General features: G+C 38.0%; 1 pseudogene. It reads left to right on the top strand.

Annotated features, from left to right (window positions below):
- Window positions 1-22: 22 nt before the first annotated feature.
- Window positions 23-682 (top strand): annotated as a pseudogene (locus J5G60_RS18620) (glycine/sarcosine/betaine reductase complex component C subunit beta); the annotation flags it as partial.

The raw sequence follows: 682 nt of genomic DNA on the forward strand, positions 1-682 counted from the left end.
AAAATAAATAGGAGGTTTTAAAATGAATTTTCCCGTTGTTAAGAGAGCTTCTTATGTTTTAGTTAATACGCCGGATATGGTGGTGCATAATGGCACTACCCAAACTTTGGAGAGGAAGACAAATCCGGATTCGGATTATCTGAAGCAGATAAAAAATCACTTGAGATCATTTGAAGATGTAGTCAGTTATGCGCCAAATCAAACTTATATAGGAAACATGGCTCCAGAAGAATTGAGTGAAAGAAAAAGACCCTGGTATAATGAAAAAGTTGATGGCTCATCGAGGTTTGGCAAGTTTGGAGAGATAATGTGTCAGGATGAGTTTTATGGATTGTTGAAGATATCCGATGTATTTGATCTGGTGATCTTGGAAAAATTCTTTACGGAGGCTGTAAAAGAGAGCTTTAAGAGGCATCCAATCTTAAAAGATAGAATTGATGACTTGAAAGAGGGAGAGAGCATAGAAAATATTAAAAGGCTTGTAAATGATGGCATAGCAGAGGGCCTTTACAGGGATGACAAACTTGTGGGATGCGTGAAAAGGGCCCACGAATTTGATCCGAATCTGTCGGCACATACCATGATTGAAAACTTGTCAGTAAAGGCATCGGGCGTTCTGGCACTGATGTATCTTGTAAAAAACTCTGGATTGGATGTAAGTCAAATTGATTATCTAATAGAA

Source organism: Clostridium sp. HV4-5-A1G (assembly GCF_900184915.1).
GTDB lineage: Bacteria > Bacillota > Clostridia > Clostridiales > Clostridiaceae > Clostridium_B > Clostridium_B aromativorans.